The organism is Streptomyces sp. NBC_00076, from assembly GCF_045041235.1.
Lineage (GTDB): Bacteria > Actinomycetota > Actinomycetes > Streptomycetales > Streptomycetaceae > Streptomyces.
This window is the reverse complement of record NZ_CP108242.1, coordinates 9,455,119-9,479,347: the sequence shown is the minus strand read 5'-3', so window position 1 is coordinate 9,479,347 and position 24,229 is coordinate 9,455,119. Positions and strand designations below refer to the sequence as shown.

Here is a 24,229-nt window from a genome sequence, read left to right as displayed (position 1 = left end):
GTTTTTCGAGTGCCGCCGCTTTCCGAGCGCCGCCGGTGCCCCCACACGCCGATCTGTGGCCGCCCAATTCCCTCGCTCCCCCCTTGCCCCCTTCCGGCCTCACCCCTCTCACGCACACCTCTGGACGCCCCCTCCGTGCCTGACCTAGGGTGCATAGCAAGCGCTTTCTGGCCTGACCATGCCAACGCGTACCACAGCCGTCCTCCCCCTCTTCGGCCACCTCTCCACCGTTCATGCGCTCGGCTCCGCCGCCGGCCCGCACCCTCAGCCGTCGCGGGCCGGCGCGGAAAGGCAGCGTCTCGTGCCGCACCACGAACCCCAGGTTCCGCCGCAGCCGCCCACCCGCAAGTCGTTCCTGCGCGGCATGGCCGCCGTCGGAGTCGCCCCGCTGCTCCCGGCGGCCTTACCCGCCATCGCCGAGGCCGCGCCGTCGGGGCGCCCGGCGTTCCCGCTGGCCCGGGGCGGCGCCGCCGTCGACCTGTTCGTGGACGCGGCGGACGACCCCGCCGTGATCCGCGCCGCCGGGGACCTCCAGGCGGACGTGGAACGAGTCACCGGCGTCCGCCCCCAACTGCGGCACACCCTGCCCGAACGGGCGGCGCTGCTGGTCGTGGTGGGCACCCTGGGCGCGAGCCCGGTGATCGACCGGCTGGTCGCCGACCGGCGTCTGGACGTCTCCGGGGTGAAGGGGCGCTGGGAGGCGTCCGTGACCCAGGTGGTGGACCGTCCGCTGCCCGGGGTGGAACGCGCCCTGGTGATCGCCGGAAGCGACCGGCGCGGCACGATCTACGGCGTGTACGACACCTCGGAGCGCATCGGGGTCTCACCCTGGTACTGGTGGGCCGACGTGCCCGTCGAACACCGCGACACGGTGACCGTGCCCGCGGGCCCCCTCAAGCGGTCCGAGCCGTCCGTCCGTTACCGGGGCGTCTTCATCAACGACGAGCAGAACCTGACCACTTGGTCCGCCCGAACCCAGGAGCCGGACAAGAACATCGGGCCCGAGACGTACAAGCGGGTCTTCGAGCTGCTGCTGCGCCTGAAGGCCAACTACCTGTGGCCCGCCATGCATCCGTACTCGGACTTCTTCAACAAGCACCGGGAGAACCCCGAACTGGCCGACGAGTACGGCATCGTCGTCGGCTCCAGCCACCCCGAGGCCCTGCTGCGCAACGGCGTCCACGAGTGGGACCCGTGGGCCGCCGAGCACCGTGGTCCGGACGGCAGCCTGCCGGTGTACGACTACACGGTGAACCCCGGTGTCATCTCGGACTACTGGAGAGCCCGGGCGAGACAGAACTCGGCCTACGAGAGCAGTTGGACGCTCGGCATGCGCGGTCTGCACGACAGCGCGCTGGAGACGAAGTACGCGACCACCGTTGCGGAGAAGGTCGTGGTGATGAACGACATCATCGCCGACCAGCGCCGGATCCTCACCGAGGAGGTCGGTGCGGCGGCCGAGCCGCAGATCTTCATCCCGTACAAGGAAGTGCTGGAGCTGTACAACGCGGGCGTCCGGGTTCCCGAGGACGTCACGCTGATCTGGCCGGACGACAACCACGGCAACATGCGCCAGCTGCCGAACGGGACGGAGCGCGACCGGCCGGGCGGAAACGGCATCTACTACCACCTCTCCTACTGGGGTCGTCCGCGCAGCTACCTGTGGCTGGACACCACCCAGATCGCGAAGGTCTGGCAGGAGTTGCGCCGGGTGTACGAGCACGGCGTCGACCGAATGTGGATCTTCAACGTGGGTGACCTCAAGTCGATCGAGACCGGCCTGTCCTTCGCCATGGACGTGGCCTGGGACGTGGACCGGTGGAGCGCCGACGACGTCGAGGACTTCCTGGCCGAGTGGTACGGGCGGCAGTTCGGGCGGCGACACGGGCGGGAGATCACCGCGATCCGCACCGAGTACTACCGTCTCGCTGCCGAGCGGCGACCGGAGTTCATCGACCGCCAGATGTTCTCCGTCGTGCACCACGGCGACGAGGCGGGACGCCGACTTGCGGCGTACGACCGGCTGCTGGGACGGACCCGGGCCCTGGGCGCCACGCTGCCCGAGGCCTACCGGGACGCCTTCTACGAGCTCGTCGAATACCCGGTGCACGGGGCGTACTTGATGAACCTGAAGTACTACTGGGCCGACCGCAACGCGCTCGCGGTCCGCCAGGGGCGCGGGGCCGGGACCAACCGTTTCGCGGACCTGGCCGAGGCCGCCCACGCCGAGGAGGCGGCGATCACCAAGCGGTACAACACCGAGGTGGCGGGCGGGAAGTGGGACGGGATCGTCAACCCGTACCCCTCGCAGATCCCGAAGGCTCCCGGCCGGCCGGCCGTCACCCGGATCGCCCGGCAGGAGAGCTCCGGGCTGGGCGTCGCCGCCGAGGGCAACGAGACCGGGACCGACCGGCCGTTGTCGTTCTGCTCGTTCACCCGCGACCGGCGTTTCGTGGACGTCTTCAACACCGGCTTCCTGGCGATGGACTGGACGGCCGAGGCCAGTCACCCCTGGGTGCGGCTGAGTGCGGCGGGCGGCTCACTGACCGAGCAGGCCCGGGTGTGGGTGGAGGTGGACTGGGCGCGGGTGCCCGAGGGCAGGCACAGCGCCACGGTGACCGTCGGCGGGGCCGGGCGGCGTGTCGAGGTGCCGCTGCGGGTGGTCAACGACGGGGAACGGGCCCGCCGTCGGGCACGCGGGTTCGTCGAGGCCCACGGGTATGTGTCGATCGACGCCGTGCACACCGAGCGGCGGGTGGCGCGCGGCGGGGCCCGCTGGCGGACCGTGCGCGGGCTGGGGCGTCGTACGGGCGCCGTCGAGGCGGTCCCCTCGACCGCGGCGCCGGTCACCGGGGACTTCGCGAGCCGGGCCCCGGAGTTGCGGTACCGGGTGCGTTTCGCGAGTGTCGGGAGCTTCGCCGTGACCGTGTTCCGGCTGCCCTCCCTGGACGAGCGCGGTCTGCGTCGGGTGGCGGTCGCCCTCGACGACCAGCCGGCCGCCGTGCTGTCCGGCCAGGCGATCGCCACCGGCAACCGGGGGGACGCCTGGGCCCGCAACGTCGAGGAGGGCGTCGAGAAGCTGACCGCCACCGTGACGGTCGCCGAACCCGGCGAGCATGTCCTGCGGCTGTTCATGGTGGACGCGGCGATCGCCGTGGACCAGATCGTCGTGGACACCGGTGGCCTTCCGGTCACCTATCTCGCGCCGCCGGAGAGCTACCACCCGGTGTTCAACCCGGACCCCGGGTACGCGCCGGGCGTGGACGCCCCCGCCCAGTAGGCGCCGTTGGCGATCGCCCGGCCCGGGCGCGAGAACGTCGGCTCCGCTCGAAGGCCCGGGTGGGCCGCCGTCCTCGCGTCGGCGGCCCATACAGAATCTACGGAATCTGCGGGGCCGCGCCGGGTGACCGCCGCGGCCCGGTCCCCCGCCTCGTGCGCACAGGCGCCCGTGTGCCGGGGTACGTCCGAGAACGTCGCTGTCGCTCGACCGGACTCTGGAACGGCGAACGGCGGCGCCGTTACGAGTACCGCGTCAGCGCGGTGCTGCGCGCTCGACGGCTCGGCCTCGTCCCCGTGCCGTCCGGGTCCGCGTCGCGCCGACCGGCGACGCCGGAGCGGTCGGCTCGGCACGGTGGATCGGCGTTCCCGAGCCGGTCAGCGGTGCGCCGGTACCGCCACGCCGGACCGCGACGATCTCCGCCGCGATGGACAGCGCGGTCTCCTCCGGCGTACGGGCGCCCAGGTCGAGGCCGATCGGCGACCGCAGCCGGGCCAACTCCCGTTCGGTCAGGCCGACTTCGCGCAGCCGACGCTCCCGGTCGAGGTGGGTGCGGCGGGAGCCCATCGCGCCGACGTAGGCGACCGGCAGCCGCAGGGCCTCCGTGAGCAGGGGCACGTCGAACTTGGCGTCGTGGGTGAGCACGCACAGCACCGTGCGCGCGTCGGTCGCGGTGCCCCGCAGATAGCGGTGCGGCCAGTCGATCACGATGTCGTCGGCCTCGGGGAAGCGGGCCCGGGTGGCGAATACGGGCCGGGCGTCGCACACGGTCACGTGGTAGCCGAGGAACTTCCCGGCACGCACGAGCGCCGCGGCGAAGTCGATCGCGCCGAAGACGATCATGCGGGGCGCCGGCACGCTCGACTCGACGAGCAGGGTCAGGCCTCCGGGGCAGCGCGAGCCTCCCCCGGACTCCGTCCGGGGGGACCCCCATCTCGCTGCGCTCGCCGACAGGTCAAGGGTGCCGGTGCGGCCGACGTCCAGCAGGGCCCGGGCCTCGGCGGCGGCCGTCGCGTCCAGTGCGTCGGGGCCGCCGAGTCCGCCCTCGTAGGACCCGTCGGGGCGCACCACCAGGGCCGTGCCGAGGAGTTCGGCGGGGCCTCGTACCACTCGGGCGACGGCCGTCGACGCACCCCCGGCGACGGCCGACAGCGCGGACCGGAACACCGGCCGCGCGGGCGCGTCCGCGCGGACCGGTGTGACCAGGATGTCGATGACCCCGCCACAGGTCAGGCCCACCGCGAAGGCGTCCTCGTCGCTGTAGCCGAACCGTTCGAGGACCGTCTCGCCGGTGTGGAGAGCGCGCTCGCACAGGTCGTAGACCGCGCCCTCCACACAGCCTCCGGAGACCGAGCCGATCACCGTGCCCTCGCCGTCGACGGCGAGGGCCGCGCCGGGGCCGCGCGGGGCGCTGCCGCCGACGGCCACCACGGTGGCCACGGCGAACTCGCGCCCCTCATCGGCCCAGCGGTGCAGCTCTTCCGCGATGTCAAGCATGTCCGCCCGCCAGCAGGACACGGTCGGGCCTGATCGGCAGGTCCCGGTGGCGTACGCCGGTCGCGTGCCAGACCGCGTTGGCGACGGCCGCCGCCGCGCCCACGATGCCGATCTCGCCGATGCCCTTGATGCCGACCGGGTCGTCGGGGTCCGGGTCGTCGATCCAGTCCGCCTCGATGGCCGGGACGTCGGCGTGGGCGGCGACGTGGTAGCCGGCGAGGTCGGCGCCGTAGTGGCCGCCGGATGCCTGGTCGCGGACCGCCTCCTCGTGCAGGGCCATGGAGATGCCCCAGGTCATGCCGCCGACGAACTGGTTGCGGGCGGTGAGCGGGTTGACGATCCGGCCGGCCGCGAAGATGCCGAGCATGCGGCGCACCCGGACCTCGCCGGTGGTGGGGTCCACGGCGACCTCGGCGAACTGGGCGCCGAAGGAGTGCCGTTCCTTCTGGGCCAGCGCTCCGATGGCCTCCGTGGTGTCGGACCGTACGGTGATCCCCTCGGCCGGGATGTCCGCGCCGAGGGCGAGCCGCTCCCGCAGTTCCTCGGCGGCGATCGTGACCGCCCAGGCCCACGAGCGGGTTCCCATCGACCCGCCGGCGATGAACGCGGGGCCGAGGTCGCTGTCGCCGATCCGCACCCGGACCTTTTCCGGTGCGGTCACCAGGGCGTCGGCGGCGACCAGGGTGAGCGCGGTCCGGGCGCCGGTGCCGATGTCGGCGGCGTTGACCCGCACGGTGAAGGTGCCGTCCGCCTCCGCCGTCACGGCCGCCGTGGAGGGGCCGGCACCCGCCGGGAAGGAGGCAGCCGCCGTGCCGGTGCCGAGCAGCCAGCGGCCGTCGCGGCGCAGGCCGGGGCGCGGGTCACGGTCGTCCCAGCCGAACCTGCGGGCGCCTTCCCGGAAGCAGGCGATCAGATTGCGTCCGCTGAAGGGCAGCCCGGACACCGGGCCCGTCCGGGGGTCGTTGCGGGCACGCAGTTCGATCGGGTCGAGGTCGCACTTCTCGGCGAGTTCGTCCATCGCCGACTCCAGCGCGAACGACCCCGGTGCCTCGCCCGGCGCGCGCATCCAGGTCGGGGTCGGCACATCGAGCCGTACCAGCCGGTTGGTGGTGTGGTGGGCGTCGGCGTCGTACATGGTCCGGGCCGGGCCGGCGGCCGACTCGATGAACTCGTGCACGGTGGAGGTGGCGCTCAGGGAGCGGTGCTCCAGCGCGCGCAGCCGCCCGTCGGCGTCGGCACCGAGTCGCAGGCGCTGCCGGGTGGGGCTGCGGTAGCCGGCGAGCGAGAACATCTGCCGACGGGTCATGATCACCCGTACCGGGCGGTGCAGTTCGGTCGCGGCCATCACGGCGGCCACCTGGTGGGCGCGGACGCCCTTGCTGCCGAAGCCGCCGCCGACGTGTTCGGAGCGCACCCGGATCGAGGCCGGGTCGAGCGAGAACATCTTCGCGAGTTCGCTCGCGACCCAGAAGGTGCCCTGGTTGGAGTCGACGAGTTCGAGCCGGCCGCCGTCCCAGCGGGCGGTGGCCGCGTGCGGCTCCATCGGGTTGTGGTGCTCTTCCGGGGTGGTGTACTCGGCGTCCACGACGACGGCGGACGCGGCGAGTTCGGCGTCCAGGTCGCCCTTCTCGGCCACCGCCGGCCCGTGGCTGTCGACCGGGTACGCGTCGGGGTGCTCGCCGGAGAAGTCGACGTCGTGCGGCTCCTGTTCGTAGTGCACGACCAGCGCCTCGGCGGCCTCCCGCGCCTGTTCGGAGGTGTCGGCGACGACCAGCGCGACCGGCCAGCCGAGGTGCGGCACCCGGTCGTGCTGGAAGACGGCGGCGGTCGGGTCCGGGACGCCCAGCATCCCGACATAACCGGTTTCGACACGTGGGGCGTTGCCGTGGTGCAGGACGGCGACCACGCCCGGCATGGCGAGGACGGGACCGTCCTCCACCGAGCGGATCCGGCCGCGGGCGACGGTGGACGACACCAGCCAGCCGTGGGCGAGTTCGGCGAACGGGATCTCCGCCGCGTAGCGGGCGGCTCCGGTGACCTTGTCCCGGCCCTCGACACGGGTGTGGGCGGTGCCGACAGCGTTCTTGCGCGCCGTGGGAGCGGTGGTCATCGTGCGGCCTCCTCGGCGAGTTCGGTCAGGACGGCCACCACGAGGTTGCGCATGAGGGTCACCTTGTATCCGTTGTGCGGCAGCGGCTTCGCGGCGGCCAGTTCGGCGTCGGCCGCGGCGGCGAAGGTCTCGGCGTCGGCCGGAGCACCGGTCAGTACCCGTTCGGCCGTCCGGGCGCGCCACGGCCGGGAGGCGACGGCTCCGAACGCGAGGCGCACCTCGCGTACGACACCGTCGTGCACGTCGAGGGCGGCGGCGATCGACCCGATGGCGAAGGCGTACGAGGCACGCTCGCGCACCTTGCGGTAGCGCGAGTGGGCGGCCACCGGGGCGGGCGGCAGGGTGACGCCGGTGATCAGCGCGCCCGCCGGCAGGGCCGTCTCCCGATGCGGGGTGTCGCCGACGGGCCGATAGAAGTCGGCGAGCGGCAACTCGCCGGGCCCGTCCGCCGTTTCGTAGCAGACGACGGCGTCGAAGGCCGCCAGCGCCACGCCCATGTCGGAGGGGTGGGTGGCCACGCAGTGGTCGGAGGCGCCCAGGACGGCATGGTTGTGGTGCTCGCCGGCGATGGCGGGGCAACCGCTGCCGGGGACGCGCTTGTTGCAGGGCTTGGCCAGGTCGGCGAAGTAGCCGCAGCGGGTGCGCTGGAGCAGGTTGCCGCCGACGGTGGCCATGTTGCGCAGTTGCCCGGAGGCGCCGGCCAGGACCGCCTGCGTCAACGCCGGGTAGCGGCGGCGGACGTCGGGGTGGGCGGCGAGGTCGCTGTTGGTGACGGTCGCGCCGATGCGCAGGCCGCCGTCCGCCGTCCCCTCGATCTGGTCCAGGGGGAGTTCGCGGACGTCGACGAGCCGGGCGGGACGTTCCACGCCGGTCTTCATCAGGTCGACGAGGTTGGTGCCGCCGCCGAGGAAGCGGGCTTCCGGGTCGGCGTCGAGCAGGGCGAGGGCGCCGGAGACGTCGTGCGCGCGCCGGTAGTCGAACTCCTTCATGCCGTCGCCTCCGTGGTCGCGTTGCCGGCCGCGCGGGCGACCGCTTCGACGATCGACACGTACGCGCCGCAGCGGCACAGGTTGCCGCTCATCCGCTCCCGGATCTCCTCGGCACTCAGGGGTGGTGGCCCGGCCTCGGGACTGACGTCGTCGGTGACGGCGCTCGGCCAGCCGGCCGCGTGCTCCTCGATCACCGCGACGGCCGAACAGATCTGGCCCGGCGTGCAGTAGCCGCACTGGTAGCCGTCGAGGTCGAGGAACGCCTGCTGCACGGGGTGCAGTCGGTCCCCCTCGGCCATGCCCTCGATGGTGGTGATCTCGCGTCCCTCGGCGGCCACGGCGAGTTGGAGACAGGACACGGCCCGGCGACCGTCGAGCAGAACCGTGCAGGCCCCGCACTGCCCCTGGTCACAGCCCTTCTTGGTGCCGGTCAGGTCGAGGCGCTCGCGCAGGGCGTCGAGCAGGGTGGTGCGGTGGTCGACGGACAACGTGTGCTTCTCGCCGTTGATCTTCAAAGTGACGGCACTGGATGTCGTCGCGGGGGCTGGAGCCATGATCAGTCTTCTTTCGCGTATCCGGGGTGGGTCGGGGCGAGGGTCCGACCCTAGAGTGCGCTCAAGCGGACAACTGTCCGCTAACACCGAACGTAGTGGACAGATGTTTGGTCAGCAAGGACCGGTTTCGGACGCGAGACCGCGAAGAGGATCAGTGCCGCAGAAGATGGGCGCGCGCCCTGCGCTCGGACGCGCGACACGATCGCGAACGCATCCTGGACGGGGCGCAGGCCGAACTGACGCGTGCGCCGGTCGCCCCGCCGAGCGCGGTCGCCGAGGTCGCCGACATCGCGGCCGTGCTGCTCGACGCGGGGGAACCCGACCGGGCGCCGCGCGAGTCGACGGACGCACCTGGTTCGCCGGAGCGAAGGCCGGACCGGTGGGGCGCTCCGCCGGGCCATGAGCACGTCGGAGAACGCGGACGACTTTTTTCTGCCATCGCCGGCCGGTGGCGGGGCGGGCTCCCGGAACTCCGCGACCAGAGCCTGAGGTCGGGCTGTACGCCCTGCCCGCGGAGGCGCGACCCCCGTGGGCAGGGCTACCACCCGTCAGGTGGTGGAGCAGGCGCTGCCGTTGAGGGTGAAGGTGGTCGGGGCCGTGTTGGTCGCGGCCTTGGTGCCGATGAATCCGACGGTGACCGAGCCGCCCGCGGAGATGGTGGACGTGTAGGAAGCGGGGGTCACGCTCACCGAGCCGCCGCTCTGGGTGGCGGTCCCGCCCCACATGTTGGCGACGGTCTGGCCGTTGGCGAAGGAGAAGGCGAGCTTCCAGCCGCTGATGGCGGTGGTGCCGGTGTTGCGGATCGCGATCTCGCCCTGGAAACCGCCCTGCCATTCGCCGACGACGCGGTAGCCGACGGAACAGGTCCCGGCGGGGACGCTCCCGGTGGTCACGTTCACCGTGGCGGAGCGGGCCGACCGGTTGCCGGCCGCGTCCCGGGCGTAGACGGCGAAGGTGTACGAGGTGCCGGCGGTGAGTCCGGTCACGGTCACGGAGTTGGTGGTCGAGGAGGCGACCTTGGTCTCCGAGGTGCCGCTGACCCGGACGACGTCGTAGCCGGTGACTGAGACGTTGTCGGTGGCGGCGCCCCAGGTGAGGGCTGCGGAGGTGGCCGTCACGGCGGAGGAGGCCGGGGTGCCGGGAGTCGTCGGGGCCTGGGTGTCACCCGGGTTGCCGCCGCCGAAGACCGTGGCTTCCTTGGAGGTCTGGGCGATGCCGTTGACGCCGTTGAAGATGCGCTGGCCCCAGGAACTCAGCCGGCTCGGGTCGAAGTCGATCGCCAGGTCGAGGATCGGGTCGGTGTTGCCGCTCCAGGACCAGGCGAGGTAGCCGAGCTTCAACTGCTGGGCGGCGGCCATCATGGTGTCCTCGTCGGGGTCGCCCCACTGGTCGGCGGGACCGCCGAACTCGCCGATGAGAAGGGGCAGTTTCGCGTCGACGAAGGCGTTCAGATAGTCGGTGATCTCCGCCGCGGTGTCATAGACGCTGTACATGTGGATCGAGAAGATCAGGTTGCCGGTGGTGTCGGCGTCGTAGACGGTCTTGGCGTTGGCGCGCATGACGCCCTGCCAGTCCTGGCCCCAGTTGGGCGCGTCCACCATGATCGTGTGCTGGAAACCGGCGCCGCGCAGCTTCTGGATCGCGGCGATCGTGGGGGCGGTCCAGCCCTCGGGGCTGGTGTTGCCCCAGGGCTCGTTGCCGATGTTGATGATGACGTAGTTCTCCTGGCCGGCCAGCACGTCCTTCAGGCCGATCCAGTAGTCGGCCGCCTGGTCGAGCGTGCCGGCGGCGGCCTCCTCGCCGTAGCCGGTGGTGTCGTGCACCTCCAGCACGCAGATGAGCCGGTTGGCCTTGCACTGGGCGATGACGTCGGTCACGTCGGCGGCGCTGTTCGCGGTCCAGCGGTGGCCGTCGGCGAGGACGACGCGGACGGTGTTGGCGCCGAGGGCCTTGACGTCGGCCAGCGACTGCGTCTCGTTCGGGTACCAGGTGTGGGCGTGGTTGACGCCCCGCATGACGAAGTCGTTGCCGTTGCCTTCGACCAGCCGGCCGTCGCTGATGTGGAGGCCGGTGGCCTTGGTCGCGGGCGACTGCGCCTGGGTGAGGGGCGACTGCGCCTGGGCGACGGCCGGGCACAGAACACCGAGGACGACGAGCCCGACGAGGGTCGCGAGGCCGGCCAACAGCCCGGCTAAGGAGTTCTCTCGTGTCGTGCTTCTTGTTGTTCTCACTGCGGCTCCAGGGGGTGAGCGCCAGGAAACTTCTGCATCGACAGATATATGGGAGCGCTCCCATGAAGCCATTGCGTCCAGTACACGTCAAGACTTCGCACAGGCGGAGGCGACCGCCGTCACCCGTCAACAGAAGGTCGTGGAGCCGATGTGGCAGCGGGCGGCACCGTTCCGACGCGGTGCCGCCCGCCGGCGTACCTCAGGCGATTTCGACGAGCAGGTCGCCGCCCTCCACCTGCTGGATCTTGTTGATCGCCAGCCGGGAGACCCGGCCGGCCTTGGGGGCGGTGATCGCGGCCTCCATCTTCATCGCCTCGATGGTCGCGACGGTGACCCCTGCGTCGACCTCGTCCCCCTCGGCGACCGTGAGGGTCACCACTCCGGCGAAGGGCGCGGGGACATGGCCGGGGTTGGCGCGGTCGGCCTTCTCGGTGGTGGGGATGTCGGAGGAGGCCGCGGTGTCGCGCACCTGGATCGGCCGCAGTTGACCGTTCAGGGTGGACATCACGGTCCGCAGGCCGCGCTCGTCGGCCTCGCCGACGGCTTCCAGCGCGATCAGGAGCCGGACACCCGGTTCCAGGTCGACGGCGTACTCCTTCCCGGGCCTGAGGCCGTAGAAGAAGTCCTTGCTGTCCAGCAGGCTGGTGTCGCCGTAGGTGTCACGGTGGGTCTCGTACTCGCGCGTCGGGCCGGGGAACAGCAGCCGGTTGAGTGTGGCGCGCCGGTCCTTCTCCAGGCCGGTGCGGTCCTCGGCGGTCAGTTCCGGTACGGGCTTGGCGTCGGCGCGGCCCTGGAGCGCCTTGCTGCGGAACGGCTCCGGCCAGCCGCCGGGCGGGGTGCCCAGCTCGCCGCGCAGGAACCCGATGACGGAGTCCGGGATGTCGAACTTGTCGGGTGTCGCCTCGAACTCGTCGGGTGTCACTCCGGCGCCGACGAGGTGCAGGGCGAGGTCGCCGACCACCTTGGACGAGGGGGTGACCTTCACGAGGTGGCCGAGGATGCGGTCGGCCGCGGTGTACATCGCCTCGATGTCCTCGAAGCGGTCGCCGAGGCCCAGCGCGACCGCCTGGGTGCGCAGGTTGGACAGCTGGCCGCCGGGGATCTCGTGGTCGTAGACGCGGCCGGTGGGCGAGGCGAGGCCCGCCTCGAAGGGGGCGTAGATCCTGCGGACGCTCTCCCAGTACGGCTCCAGGTCACCGACGGCCCTCAGGTCCAGTCCGGTGGGCCGCTCGGAGTGGTCGGTCGCGGCCACGATCGCCGACAGCGACGGCTGGGAGGTGGTGCCCGCCATGGACGCCACCGCCCCGTCCACGGCGTCCGCGCCGGCCTGGACGGCGGCGAGGTAGGTGGCGAGCTGACCGCCCGACGTGTCGTGGGTGTGCAGGTGCACCGGCAGGTCGAACTCGCGGCGCAGGGCGGAGACCAGCTTCGCGGCGGCCGGGGCGCGGAGCAGGCCCGCCATGTCCTTGACGGCGAGGACGTGGGCGCCCGCGTCCACGATCTGCTCGGCCAGGCGGAGGTAGTAGTCGAGGGTGTAGATCCGCTCGTTCGGGTCGGACAGGTCGGAGGTGTAGCAGAGGGCGACCTCGGCGATCGACGTTCCGGTGGCGCGTACGGCGTCGATGGCGGGGCGCATCTGGCCGACGTCGTTGAGCGCGTCGAAGATCCGGAAGATGTCGATGCCGGTGTGCGCGGCCTCCTCCACGAAGGCGTCGGTCACCTCGGTGGGGTACGGCGTGTAGCCCACGGTGTTGCGGCCGCGCAGCAGCATCTGCAGGCAGATGTTCGGGACGGCCTCGCGCAGGGCGACCAGGCGCTCCCACGGGTCCTCGGCGAGGAAGCGGAGGGCGACGTCGTAGGTGGCGCCGCCCCAGCACTCCAGGGAGAGCAGTTCGGGCAGGGTGCGTGCGACGACCGGGGCGACGGCGAGCATGTCCTTCGTACGGACCCGGGTGGCCAGCAGCGACTGGTGGGCGTCCCGGAAGGTGGTGTCGGTGACGCCGATGGTCGGCGACTCGCGCAGCCAGCGGGCGAAGCCCTCGGGCCCGAGTTCGGTGAGCTTCTGCTTCGAACCGGCGGCGGGCTCGGTGTCGGCGATCCGCGGGAGCTTGCTGCTCGGGTCGATCAGGTCGGGCCGCTCGCCGTGCGGTTTGTTCACCGTCACGTCGGCCAGATAGGTGAGCAGCTTGGTGCCGCGGTCGGCGGAGTGCCGGGAGGTGAGCAGATGGGGCCGCTGCTCGATGAACGACGTGGTGACCCGGCCCGCCTGGAAGTCCGGGTCGTCGAGGACGGCCTGGAGGAACGGGATGTTGGTGGCCACGCCGCGGATGCGGAACTCGGCCACGGCACGTCGGGCGCGGTTGACCGCGGTGGTGAAGTCCCGGCCCCGGCAGCTGAGTTTCACCAGCATCGAGTCGAAGTGCGCGCTGATCTCCGTACCGGCGTGGGTGGTGCCGCCGTCGAGGCGGATGCCCGAGCCGCCGGGCGAGCGGTACGCGCTGATCCGGCCGGTGTCCGGGCGGAAGCCGTTGGCGGGGTCCTCGGTGGTGATCCGGCACTGGAGGGCGGCGCCGTGCAGGGTGACCGTCTCCTGCGAGAGTCCGAGGTCGGCCAGGGTCTCGCCGGCCGCGATGCGCAACTGCGCCTGGACGAGGTCGACGTCGGTGACCTCCTCGGTGACCGTGTGCTCGACCTGGATGCGGGGGTTCATCTCGATGAAGACGTGGTTGCCCTCGCGGTCGAGCAGGAACTCCACGGTGCCCGCGTTGCGGTAGCCGATCTCCCGGGCGAACCGCACGGCGTCGGCGCAGATCCGGTCGCGCAGATCCGGGTCGAGGTTGGGCGCGGGCGCGAGCTCGATCACCTTCTGGTGGCGGCGCTGCACCGAGCAGTCCCGCTCGAAGAGGTGGATGACGTTGCCCTGGCCGTCGGCGAGGATCTGCACCTCGATGTGCCGGGGCTCGACGACCGCCTTCTCCAGGAAGACGGTGGCGTCACCGAACGCGGATGCCGCCTCGCGGGCCGCCGCCTCGATGGACTCCCGCAGCTGCGCGGGCTCCTCGACACGGCGCATACCGCGCCCGCCTCCGCCGGCGACCGCCTTCACGAACACCGGGAAGCCGATGTCGTCGGCGGCGCGGACCAGTTCGTCCACGTCGCTGGAGGGCGCCGAGGAGCCCAGGACCGGGACACCGGCCGCGCGGGCCGCGGCCACCGCGCGCGCCTTGTTGCCCGTCAGCTCCAGGATCTGCGCGCTCGGTCCGACGAAGGTGATGCCCGCCTCCTCGCAGGCGCGCGCGAGTTCGGGGTTCTCGGACAGGAAGCCGTAGCCCGGGTAGACGGCGTCGGCGCCGGCCTGGCGGGCGGCGCGGATGATCTCGTCGACGGAGAGGTAGGCCCGTACGGGATGCCCCGGTTCACCGATCTCGTAGGCCTCGTCGGCCTTGAGCCGGTGCAGCGAGTTGCGGTCCTCGTACGGGAAGACGGCGACGGTCCGCGCGCCCACCTCGTATCCGGCGCGGAAAGCGCGAATCGCGATCTCACCACGGTTGGCGACCAGTACCTTGCGGAGCATTCCCGTTCCCTTCGGCCTGCCGGTGGAAAACACCATGGTCCCGGCTATACCCCGACCCTGCCATGAGACCAGGGTCACGTCGAAGGAATGTGTCGAAGGAATGTCACGGGCAAGAAGTGCCACTCAGACCGGTCCGGGCCCCGCCCCGCCCTTCAGACGCTCCAGATCGGAGGGGCGGACCTGGATGACCAGGAGGGCGATCAGCGCGGCGATCGCGGCGAAGATCGCGGCCCCGACGAAGGCGGCCGAGACCCCGGAGGTGAGGACCTCGTCGGACCAGGGACTCGGAAGCTGACCGGTCTGCCGGAAGCGCAGGCGCTCGGCGGGGGTCGCCTGGGACAGGAAACTCGGCACCTGTTTTTCGGCCTCGTTGGTGCTGGCCGTGCCGAACATCGTGACCAGGATGGACAGCCCGAGCGAGCCGCCGACCTGCTGGGTGGCGTTGAGGAGCCCGGAGGCCGCGCCGGTCTCCCGGGTCGAGACGTTGGACAGGGCCATCAGGGTGAGCGAGACGAACTCCATGCCCATGCCCAGGGCGAAGACGAGGAATGGGCCGAGGACGCTCCCCGCGTAGGTGGAGTGGACGTCGGTCAGGGTCAGCCAGGCCAGGCCCCCGGCGGCGAGGATCGCGCCGACCACCATGAAGGGCTTGGGGCCGAACGTCGGCAGGAACCGGGAGGCAAGCGCGGCGCCGACCGCGATGACCGCGCTGACCGGCAGGAAGGCGAACCCGGTGGCCAGCGGGCTGAAGTTCAGCACGCCCTGCACGAAGAGGGTCAGGAAGAAGAACATGCCGAAGATCGCGGCGGCGAGGCAGAGCATGATGCCGTAGGTGCCGGCACGGTTGCGGTCGGCGAACATGTGCAGCGGTGTGATGGGCTGCTTGGACCTGCGCTCGATCAGGATGAAGACCGCGAGGACGATGACGGCCCCGGCGAACGAGGCCAGTGTGAGCGCGTCCCGCCAGCCCTCCTGGGCGGCCCTGATGAACCCGTACACCAGCAGGACCATGCCGACGGTGGAGGTCAGGGCACCGGCGATGTCGAAGTGGCCCGGGTGGCGTTCGGACTCCCTGATGTAGCGGGGCGTGGCGAGGGCGATGAGCAGGCCGATGGGGACGTTGACGAACAGGACCCACCGCCAGTTCAGCCACTCCACGAGCATCCCGCCCGCGAGCAGCCCGATCGCGCCGCCGCCCGCCGAGACACCGGCGAACACGCCGAAGGCGCGGTTTCGTTCGGGGCCTTCGCGGAAGGTCGTACTGACCAGGGAGAGGGCGGTCGGGGACGCGATGGCGCCGCCGACGCCCTGGACGGCGCGTGCGGCGAGGAGTTGGGCCTCGTTCTGGGCGAATCCGCCGAGCAGGGAGGCGAGCGCGAACAGCAGCACGCCGAAGATGAACACGCGCCGTCTGCCGAGGATGTCGCCGGTGCGGCCGCCGAGCAGCAGCAGGCCGCCGAAGGTGAGGGTGTAGGCGTTGACCACCCAGGCCAGGCTGGTCGTGGAGAAGTCCAGGGAGCGCTGGATGTCCGGCAGCGCGATGTTCACGATGGTGATGTCCAGGACCACCATCAACTGACACGAGGCGATGACCAGCAGGGCCATCGCGTTTCCGCCACCCCCCGGTTCCCGGGTGGTGGTCTGCGGTGCGGAGGTCGGCTGTGGTCTGCTGCTCATGGTGTGCCGTCTCTCGAGGGCTCACGCCCCCGTGACGCATGGGGGAACGGTGGCATCCACCGTTCGACCGTACGCCGGTGCCCTGACCGTCACCACTCGACGGCTGGGTCCGGGACGGTCACTCCCAGACGACGACGTTGCGCCGCACCGGCACCGTCGAGGCGTCGGCGGCGAACAGTTCCGGTGAGTGGGCGCGGATGCGTTCGATGTCGCTGAAGACGGCCCGCAGGTGGGTGCGCATGGCGGTGCGGGCGAGCGGGACGTCGCCCCCGACGACGGCGTCGAGGATCTCGTGGTGCTGTCCCGCGAACACGGCCGGGGACACGTTCTCGTGCAGGCCCAGGCGCCTGGCCCGGTCCAGGTGGCCCTTGGCGGCGGCGACCGTGGTCCAGACGTCGCCGTGGCCGCTCAGTCGCATCAGTCCGTGGTGGAAGGCCTCGTCCAGGGCGAAGAACTCCTCCAGGTCGAGGTTCGCCCGCCGCTGGCGCTTCAGGTTGTCCCGCAGTTCCTCGACGAGCGCGGGGTCGAGTGCGCCGGGCAGGTCGTCCAGGGAGGCGAGTTCCACCGCTTCCCGCAGGAACTGCGCGTCGGCGACCTGCGCCGGGTCCACCCGGGACACGAACGACCCGATCTTCGGGAACACCTGTACCAGGCCCTCCTGGGCCAGCAGGATCAGGCTCTCCCGCACCGGTGTGCGGCTGACGCCCAGGGACGCGGCTAGTTCGTTCTCCGACAGGGCGGCGCCCGGGGCGAGTTCGAGGGTCAGGACCAGCTGACGCAACTTCAGGTAGATGTCGCGCCGACTCGTCCGCCGCCCGTTGGTTTGAGCCATGGGCCCATCGTACGTAGAGCGGCGGCACAAGTATTGCCGTACTGCGCGACAGATGCTTGTATACAAGTACTCCGCGACCGAGGAGCCGCTATGGGCAAGGAGCCGCTGTGAGCACAATCGAACGTGTCGAGGTCTTCGTCGCCTCTCCCGGCCGTACCTTCGTCACGCTCCGCGTGACCACCACGGACGGGGTGACCGGACTCGGCGACGCCACCCTCAACGGCCGTGAGCTGGCCGTCGCGAGCTATCTGCGCGACCACGTGGCCCCCCTGCTGGTCGGCAGGGACCCCGCCCGCATCGAGGACATGTGGCAGTACCTCTACAAGGGCGCCTACTGGCGGCGCGGGCCCGTCACCATGACGGCGATCGCCGCGGTCGACACGGCACTGTGGGACATCAAGGGCAAGACGGCCGGCCTCCCGGTCTACGAGCTCCTCGGCGGCCGTTCCCGGGACGGCGTGCTGGTGTATTCGCACGCCAGCGGCACCGACGTGCCCTCCCTGCTGGACGACGTCGAGCGCTATCTGGAGCTGGGCTACAAGGCCGTACGCGCGCAGGCGGCCGTGCCCGACGTCGGGGGGACGTACGGGGTGCGCAAGGGCACGGTGTACGAGCCCGCCGCGACCGAGCTGCCCGACGAGCAGCCGTGGGACACCGAGGCCTACCTCGGCTTCGCGCCGACCTATCTGGAAGCCGTGCGGGAACGCTTCGGCTTCGGCTTCCATCTGCTGCACGACGTGCACCACCGGCTGACCCCGATCGAGGCGGCGCGGTTCGGCAAGAGCGTCGAGAGCTGCCGGCTGTTCTGGATGGAGGACCCCACCCCGGCCGAGAATCAGGAGGCCTTCCGGCTCATCCGGCAGCACACCACGACGCCGATCGCGGTCGGCGAGGTGATGAACTCGATCTGGGACGTCCAGCACCTGATCACCGAGCAGCTCATCGACTACGTACGCACCACCGTCGTGCACGCCGGCGGCATCACCCACCTGCGGCGGATCTTCGACCTCGCCGCGCTGTACCAGGTGCGCACCGGCTCCCACGGGGCGACCGACCTCTCCCCCGTCAGCATGGCCGCCGCCGTGCACCTCGACATCGCCGTGCCGAACTTCGGCATCCAGGAGCACATGGGCCACCCCGAGGAGACCGCGGAGGTGTTCCGTACGGGGGTCACCTTCGCCGACGGCATGCTGCACCCGTCTCAGGAACCGGGCCTCGGGGTCGAGTACGACGAGAAGGCGGCCGAACGCTTCCCGTACCGGCGGCGCTATCTCCCGGTCGCCCGCCGCCTCGACGGCTCGGTGCACGACTGGTGAGCGCCGACGCCCTGAACCGCGCGGCGCTGCCCCGGCTCGCCGAGGAGCTGCGGCCCGCCGTCGACCCGGCCGAACTGCGCCCCCGCGTCGTCCACTTCGGGATCGGCGCCTTCCACCGGGCGCACCAGGCGGTGTACACCGAGCACGCCGCCGCCCGCTCCGGCGAGCCCTGGGGCATCACCGCGGTCGCGCCCCGATCGACGGAGACCGTACACGCGCTGCGGCGGCAGGACTGCCTGTACTCGGTCACCGAGCGCCGTCCGGACGGACACCGCACACGGGTCGCGGGCGCGGTCGTCGGCGCGCTGGCCATGGCGCCCGACGCCAAGGCCGTCGACGCCCTGCTCGTCGCCCCGGAGGTGACGGTGGTGACCCTCACCGTGACCGAGAAGGGCTACCACCGCTCCACCTCGACCGGCGGCCTGGACACGGCGTCCGCGGCCGTCGCCGCCGACCTCGCGGCGGACCCCGACGGGCCCCTCGGCACGGTGGTCGGGCGCCTCGCCGCCGGACTCGCGGCCCGGATGCGCGCGGGCGCGCCCCCGATCTCGGTCGTGTCCTGCGACAACATGGCGGGCAACGGCGTCGCGCTGGCCCGGGTGGTCCACGACTTCGTCCGTGCCTCCCCCTGGCCGGACCGTACGGAGATCCTGGACCGGATGTCCGACACCGTCGCCTTCCCCGCGACGGTCGTGGACCGGATCGTGCCCGCGACGAGCGACGCCGACCAGGTGGCGGCCGTCGCCGCGCTCGGGGTGCACGACGCCCTCCCGGTGACCGGTGAGCCGTACCGGCAGTGGGTGCTGGAGGACTCCTTCACCGCGCCCCGGCCGCCCTGGGAGCTCGACGGCGCCCTGTTCGTCCCCGACGTCGCGCCCTACCAGCTCACCAAACTGCGGCTGCTGAACGGCTCCCACTCCGCCCTGGCCTACCTCGGCACGGCGGCGGGACTCGCGACCATCGCCGACACCATGGCGGCGGACTGGGGCGAGCGCCTCGTCCGGGCGCTGTGCGCGGAGGTCTCCCCCACCCTCCCCGCGCGCGGCCCGGACCCGGTCGCGTACGCCGACGACCTCGTCGTACGTTTCCGCAATCCCGCCATGCGGCACCTGTTGCGGCAGATCGGCGCCGACGGATCAGTCAAGATCACGGAGCGCTGGCTGCCCGCCCTGCGCGAACTGCGCACCCGCGGCCTGAGCACCCCGGTCCTCGAACTCGCCCTGGCCGCCTGGGTCCACGGCACCGGCCGGGACGACGCGCCCGCCGATCCCGCCGCCGGGGCGCTCGCCGCCTGCTGGGGGCCCGCGACCCGCCCCGCGGAGACGGTACGCGCGTTGCTGCGCGTCCTCGGCGCCGCGGACCTGGCGGACGACGACGCCCTCACCGGCGCCGTCGCGGACCGGCTCCCCGCCCTTCGGGCGGGACGCATCGAGATCTGAGTTCCCCTCCCCTTCCCCTCTCCCTCCCTCCCCTGTTGGCACAGCTTCGCTACCGTCCCCGAACAACGGAGTTCACGATGAAGGACAGCGTCATGGCCGCTCAGCAGACGCCTGCCGCCGAACGCACCACAAGAGATCTGACCCGGGCCGCCGTCTCGGGCTGGCTCGGCACCGCCATGGAGTTCATGGACTTCCAGCTCTACTCGCTGGCCGCCGCGATCGTCTTCAACAAGATCTTCTTCCCGGACGTCAGCCCGGCCATCGGGCTGATCGCCGCGATGGCCACCTACGGCGTCGGGTACGTCGCCCGGCTCGCCGGGGCCGTCTACTTCGGGCGGATGGGCGACCGGATCGGCCGGAAGAAGGTCCTGTTCCTCACGATCCTGCTGATGGGCGCCTCCACCACCCTCATCGGCGCCCTGCCCACGTACGCCTCCATTGGCATCCTCGCGCCGATCCTGCTCGTGGCGCTGCGCCTGGTGCAGGGCTTCGGCGCGGGTGCCGAGATCGCCGGGGCGACCGTGATGCTGGCCGAGTACGCGCCCGTGAGGCGGCGCGGCCTGATCTCCTCGCTGGTGTCGCTCGGCACGAACTCCGGGACGCTGGCCGCCTCCGGTCTGTGGGCCATACTGCTCGTGGTGCTCAGCGAGGACCAACTGCTCTCCTGGGGCTGGCGGTTGCCGTTCCTGCTGAGCTTCGTGCTGATGATCTTCGCGGTCTGGCTGCGCCGCAGCCTCAAGGAGAGCCCGGTCTTCGAGGAACGCCCGGACGTGGTGGACGGTGTGGCGCTGGCCCGTGACGAGGTCGAGTCCGCGATCGCCACGGCGGACGAACAGGAAGGCAGCGTCCTGGCGGCCGGCATCCGCCAGCGGAAGGGCAAGGCGTTCTTCCTCGCCCTGGGGCTGCGCTTCGGCCAGGCGGGCAACTCCGGGCTGATGCAGACGTTCCTCGTCGGCTACATCTCCACCAACCTGGCGGTCGGCCGGTCCGTCCCGACGGACGCGATCGTGTACGGCTCCCTGCTGGGCTTCGCCACCGTGCCGGTGATCGGCCTGCTGGGCGACCGGTTCGGACGCCGCGTCGTCTACCTCGTGCTCTCGCTGCTGACCGCTGTCCTCGCCTTCCCCGTGATGCTCCTCATCACCTCCGGCTCGACCCCGGGCGTGATGCTCGGCATGGTCCTCGGCCTGAACGTCGGAGTCCTCGGTCTGTTCTCCCTGGAGAGCGTCACGATGGCCGAACTCTTCGGCTCCCGCACCCGGTTCACCCAGCTCGCGCTCGCCAAGGAGATCGGCGGCATCCTCGCCACCGCGATCGGTCCGGTCCTCGCGGCCACCCTCACGGCGGTCACCGGCAGTTGGTGGCCCATCGCGGCCATGCTCATCGTCTACTCCCTCATCACCTGCGTCAGCGCGTACCTCGCGCCCGAGACCCGCGGCCGCGACCTGGTCCGGCTGGAGGACGCCGTATGACCACGATCACCGAAGGAGCCCCCATGCGGACGGCAGCCGGAGACCAGCGGATGAGAGCGGTGGTGGTGCACGGTCCCGGCGACGTTCGCGTCGACGAACGGGCCCGGCCGCTGCCCGGCGCGGGTGAGGTGCTGCTGGCCATGGAGTGGGGCGGGATCTGCGGGTCCGACATCGCGTACTGGAAGAAGGGTGCGTCCGGAACCGCCGCGCTCACGCACCCACTGGTGCTCGGGCACGAGGTCGCCGGCCGGATCGCCGCGCTCGGCGCCGGGGTCACCGGCCTCCACGAGGGGCAGCCGGTCACCGTCCACCCGGCCCAACTCGTCGGCGACGGCGTACTCCCCGAGCGCATCGCCGGACGCACCAACCTCTACCCGCACGTCCGCTACTTCGGTTCGGCGGCCTTCGAACCGCACACCGACGGCGGGTTCAGCGAGTACCGGACGGTCGGCGCGCGGCAGATCCGGCCCCTGCCGGACTGCGTCGGCACCGAACAGGGCGCCCTCGCCGAGCCGTTGGCCGTCGCCCTGCACGCCGTGGGCCGGGTCCCCGAACTGCGCGGCCGGACCGTGCTGGTCAACGGCTGCGGCCCGATCGGCTCCCTGGTCGTCGCCGCCGCCCGGCACCGCGGCGCGGGCACGGTCGTCGCCGCCGACCTGTCGTCCTCCTCGCTCGCCGTCGCCCGCGCCATGGGCGCGGACGAGACCCGCGACCTGTCCGCCGGCGCCTCCCTGCCCGAGGACGTGGACGTGGTCTTCGAGGCGTCCGGCGCCCCCGCCGCGCTCGGGCCGGTGCTCCGGGCCACCGCCAGGGGCGGCACCCTCGTCCAGGTCGGCAACCTGCCCGGTACGGCCGCGCCGGCCGTTCTCGGTGACCTGGTGACCCGGGAGATCACCTGGATCGGCTCGTACCGCTTCGTCGAGGAGATCGACGACGCTCTGCGCGCCCTGAGGGACGGCCTGGACGTCACCCCGCTGATCACCCACCGCTTCCCGCTGGAACGAGCCGAGGAGGCGCTCGCCGTCGCCGCCGATCCGGGCAGCGGAAGCAGCAAGGTGATGCTGCGCCTGACCGACGCCTGACGTCTGCGTGTGACGCCTGACGTCGGCGGGCCTGTCCGTCGCGGCCCGTCCGACGTGGCCCGACGTGGCCGGTCAGGCGTGGCCGGTCAGGCGGTACGCGCCTGCCGCTCCGTAGGCGCTACGTCCTGCGCCGGCCCGCACCACGCCCCACCCCCCTGGGCCCCCACGCCGTCCCGTACCCGCTCACGCACCGTCCGCCAGGAGAAACCCGTGCCGCCCCCTCACCTCACCGTCGACCACCAGGAACAGACGCCCGACGTCGTGTGCGTCGGCGAGACGATGGCCGTGCTCAGCCCACCGGACGCCCGCCCGCTCGCCGAGCAGCCCGCGCTCACCCTGGGCATCGGCGGCGCCGAGTCCAACGTCGCCTGCGGGCTGGCCGGGCTCGGACACCGCGCCGCCTGGATGAGCCGCCTGGGCGACGACCCGTTCGCCCGTCGCATCCTCGCCGAACTCACCGCGCGCGGCGTGGACGTCAGCGGCGTCGAGACCGATCCCGGACGTCCCACCGGGGTCTACTTCAAGGACCCCGGTCCGGACCACACCCGCACCCACTACTACCGGCGCGGATCGGCCGCTAGCGGGATGGGACCCGATCTGGCCCGGCATCCCGCCCTGCGCCGGGCCCGGATCGTGCACCTGTCGGGTGTCGCCGCGGCCATCTCCGACACCTGCGCACAGCTGCTGGAGGCACTGCTCCTCGGCCGCGACGACGCCACGCGTGGGCCGGCCGTCTCCTTCGACGTCAACCACCGCCCGGCGCTCTGGCGCGACGGCACCGCGGACGCCGGACCGACCCTGCTGACGCTCGCCCGTGCCGCCGACATCGTGTTCGTCGGACGGGACGAGGCCGAGGCGCTGTGGGGCACCGCACGCCCGGACGACGTCGCGGACCTGCTCGACTCCGCCTCCGTCGTGGTGGTCAAGGACGCCGAGCACGGCGCGACCTCGTACGCGGGCGGCATGCGGACGTTCGTGCCGGCCGTGCCCACCAGGGTGGTCGAACCGGTCGGCGCGGGCGACGCGTTCGCGGCCGGTTACCTGGCCGGAGTGCTGGAGTCCCGCGACGAACGCTCCCGGCTGCGCCTCGGCCACCTCGCTGCCGCCGCCGCACTGCGGACCAGGGACGACGTTCCCGTCATGCCCCCGCGCGCGGAGACCGTCCGTCTACTCACCGCGGACGACGACACCTGGGCCGCCACTGCACCTCGCTGAGGCCACTCGCGGATGCCCCGCACGGCGTGTTCGACATCGGCTCGCTCCCGGCGCCCGGTGAGCCATCATGGAAGGGTCAGGGGCAGGACTCGGCACCTCCTGGGCCAGCCGAAGGAGACCGGACCATGACCGTTCATCCCGCAGGGCAGAGCATCCGCAGCACTCCGGAGGGCCTCCTGTGGGAGCCCAGTGAACGCTGGGTGCGCGGGCGCAAGGGCGATGTCACCGTCGTGGACAGCAGGCACCCGGTGCTCGTCTGGGAACCCGGCGTGCCCGTACCGCTGTACGCCTTCCCGCGCGAGGAGGTCCGCGAGGATCTGCTGCGCCCGGCCGAGCGGCCCCCGGTGGGCAGCCACACCGGATCGCATGTCTTCTACGACCTCGCGATCGGCGGAGTCGTGGTCGAGAACGCCGCCTGGACGTTCCCCGCCGACGACCTGGCCGGTCACATCGCCTTCGAATGGTTCAGGCACTGGGACAGCGGTCTCGACCACTGGTACGAGGAGGAGGAAGAGATCTTCATCCACCCCCGTGACCCGCACAAACGCGTCGACGCCCTCCCCAGCGGCCGGCACGTCCAGGTGGAGGTCGGCGGTCTGCTCGTCGCGGACACCCACCGGCCGGTGCTGCTCTACGAGACGAGCCTGCCGACGCGGTACTACATCCCCCGCGAGGACGTCCGACTCGACCTGTTCGAGCCCACCGACCACAGCACCGGCTGCCCCTACAAGGGCACGGCCCGCTACTGGACCTGGACCGGTCCGGGGGACGTCCCGCGGAACATCGTCTGGAGCTACCCGGACCCGCTGCCGCCGGTGGCCGCGGTGCAGGGGCTCCTCGCCTTCTACAACGAGGCCGTGGACATCACCGTCGACGGCGAGCGCCGGACGCGCCCGGTCACACCGTTCACCGACGGCCTCAAGGTCTGAACTCGGGGCAGGGGAACGCCGTCCATCGCGGAAAC

15 protein-coding genes are annotated in these 24,229 nt (G+C 71.9%); 7 read left to right on the top strand and 8 right to left on the bottom strand.

Annotated features, from left to right (window positions below; genetic code table 11):
• Positions 1–364: 364 nt before the first annotated feature.
• On the top strand, positions 365–3,280 hold the full coding sequence (locus tag OHA64_RS42465; RefSeq protein ID WP_405624344.1) for a glycosyl hydrolase 115 family protein: 2,916 nt from the start codon (positions 365–367) through the stop codon (positions 3,278–3,280).
• Between the two features lie 252 nt (positions 3,281–3,532).
• On the opposite strand, the gene OHA64_RS42460 is transcribed toward OHA64_RS42465, so the two are convergent.
• From OHA64_RS42460 to OHA64_RS42425, 8 genes are all read right to left on the bottom strand, one after another.
• A complete protein-coding gene (locus tag OHA64_RS42460) occupies positions 3,533–4,774 on the bottom strand; it encodes an XdhC family protein (RefSeq protein WP_405622531.1) in 1,242 nt (413 codons plus the stop codon).
• Positions 4,767–6,884, bottom strand: coding sequence for a xanthine dehydrogenase family protein molybdopterin-binding subunit (locus OHA64_RS42455; protein ID WP_405622530.1), 2,118 nt, complete (start codon positions 6,882–6,884; stop codon positions 4,767–4,769). Before OHA64_RS42455 ends, OHA64_RS42460 begins: the two co-directional genes overlap by 8 nt.
• The gene (locus OHA64_RS42450) at positions 6,881–7,873 is read right to left on the bottom strand and encodes an FAD binding domain-containing protein (RefSeq protein WP_405622529.1); all 993 of its coding nucleotides are present in this window, start codon (positions 7,871–7,873) and stop codon (positions 6,881–6,883) included. The genes OHA64_RS42455 and OHA64_RS42450 overlap by 4 nt, the downstream gene beginning before the upstream one ends.
• Positions 7,870–8,427 (bottom strand): 2Fe-2S iron-sulfur cluster-binding protein, encoded by a 558-nt coding sequence (locus OHA64_RS42445; protein WP_405622528.1) that lies wholly within the window; start codon positions 8,425–8,427, stop codon positions 7,870–7,872. The genes OHA64_RS42450 and OHA64_RS42445 overlap by 4 nt, the downstream gene beginning before the upstream one ends.
• Positions 8,428–8,975: 548 nt before the next feature.
• Positions 8,976–10,658, bottom strand: coding sequence for a cellulase family glycosylhydrolase (locus tag OHA64_RS42440; protein ID WP_405622527.1), 1,683 nt, complete (start codon positions 10,656–10,658; stop codon positions 8,976–8,978).
• A gap of 199 nt (positions 10,659–10,857) precedes the next feature.
• A complete protein-coding gene (locus tag OHA64_RS42435) occupies positions 10,858–14,232 on the bottom strand; it encodes a pyruvate carboxylase (RefSeq protein ID WP_405622526.1) in 3,375 nt (1,124 codons plus the stop codon).
• Positions 14,233–14,355: 123 nt separating this feature from the next.
• Positions 14,356–15,837, bottom strand: a complete 1,482-nt coding sequence (locus tag OHA64_RS42430) for an MFS transporter (protein WP_405624343.1) — start codon at positions 15,835–15,837, stop codon at positions 14,356–14,358.
• Between the two features lie 190 nt (positions 15,838–16,027).
• Positions 16,028–16,741, bottom strand: coding sequence for a GntR family transcriptional regulator (locus OHA64_RS42425; RefSeq protein WP_405622525.1), 714 nt, complete (start codon positions 16,739–16,741; stop codon positions 16,028–16,030).
• Between the two features lie 107 nt (positions 16,742–16,848).
• Between OHA64_RS42425 and manD the strand changes: the two genes are divergently transcribed.
• From manD to OHA64_RS42395, 6 genes are all read left to right on the top strand, one after another.
• On the top strand, positions 16,849–18,057 hold the full coding sequence (manD, locus tag OHA64_RS42420; protein ID WP_405622524.1) for a D-mannonate dehydratase ManD: 1,209 nt from the start codon (positions 16,849–16,851) through the stop codon (positions 18,055–18,057).
• Positions 18,054–19,496: a mannitol dehydrogenase family protein gene (locus OHA64_RS42415; protein ID WP_405622523.1), complete on the top strand. Its 1,443-nt coding sequence runs from the start codon at positions 18,054–18,056 to the stop codon at positions 19,494–19,496. Before manD ends, OHA64_RS42415 begins: the two co-directional genes overlap by 4 nt.
• Before the next feature lie 77 nt (positions 19,497–19,573).
• Entirely contained in the window at positions 19,574–20,968 is a 1,395-nt protein-coding gene (locus tag OHA64_RS42410) for an MFS transporter (RefSeq protein ID WP_405622522.1), read from the top strand.
• Positions 20,965–22,050: an L-idonate 5-dehydrogenase gene (locus OHA64_RS42405; RefSeq protein ID WP_405622521.1), complete on the top strand. Its 1,086-nt coding sequence runs from the start codon at positions 20,965–20,967 to the stop codon at positions 22,048–22,050. Before OHA64_RS42410 ends, OHA64_RS42405 begins: the two co-directional genes overlap by 4 nt.
• Before the next feature lie 210 nt (positions 22,051–22,260).
• The gene (locus OHA64_RS42400; RefSeq protein WP_405622520.1) at positions 22,261–23,265 is read left to right on the top strand and encodes a sugar kinase; all 1,005 of its coding nucleotides are present in this window, start codon (positions 22,261–22,263) and stop codon (positions 23,263–23,265) included.
• 125 nt (positions 23,266–23,390) lie between these two features.
• The gene (locus OHA64_RS42395) at positions 23,391–24,194 is read left to right on the top strand and encodes a DUF427 domain-containing protein (RefSeq protein ID WP_405622519.1); all 804 of its coding nucleotides are present in this window, start codon (positions 23,391–23,393) and stop codon (positions 24,192–24,194) included.
• The last annotated feature ends 35 nt before the right edge of the window (positions 24,195–24,229 follow it).